Genomic DNA, 580 nt, shown 5'->3' with positions numbered 1-580 from the left:
TCGCGTCCTTCATCGGCCACTAGTGCCAAGGCATTCACCCTATGCCCTTCGTTGCTTGACCAGAAATATCTATTTCTCTTTCTTTTACTACAGATTCAGTTTTCAATGTGCTTCGCGAAGTGTGGAGTGTGAAGAGGGGAGAGTGAAGTTGTGGTGGAAAAGACTTCGTCTTTTCTACGTTTATTCATTCTTTCCTGCTTTTTTTCCGTATTCGCTTTTCTTTGTTTCTTTATGGTTATGAAGTTTTAAGAAACTTCATGGTGGAGATGAGGAGATTCGAACTCCTGACCCCCTGCTTGCAAGGCAGGTGCTCTCCCAACTGAGCTACACCCCCATAAATATAAGGATTTATTTTATAATGTGAGTACCTTTATTTCTGTTCCCTTGCGTTCTTTTCCATGAAAGGCACTTCGCTCATTATCTTATTTTTTTCATTCCTGAATGAATAGAGGAATAACATAGAACTTTTTAGCTCCTTAGAAAGGAGGTGATCCAGCCGCACCTTCCGATACGGCTACCTTGTTACGACTTCACCCCAGTCATTGACCCTACCTTCGACAGCTGCCTCCTTGCGGTTGGC

At 43.1% G+C, this 580-nt stretch carries 1 tRNA gene and 1 rRNA gene; both read right to left on the bottom strand.

The window, feature by feature from the left end:
• Positions 1-258 precede the first annotated feature (258 nt).
• A tRNA-Ala gene (locus ACTQ46_RS11160) sits at positions 259-334 on the bottom strand.
• 146 nt (positions 335-480) lie between these two features.
• Positions 481-580: ribosomal RNA gene (locus ACTQ46_RS11155) — 16S ribosomal RNA — on the bottom strand; the annotation flags it as partial.

It is taken from the genome of Gallicola sp. Sow4_E12, from assembly GCF_052116305.1.
In the GTDB taxonomy this organism is placed as follows: domain Bacteria; phylum Bacillota; class Clostridia; order Tissierellales; family Peptoniphilaceae; genus JBQKLI01.
The sequence above is the reverse complement of the archived record's forward strand: the minus strand, read 5'-3'. Positions and strand labels throughout refer to the sequence as shown.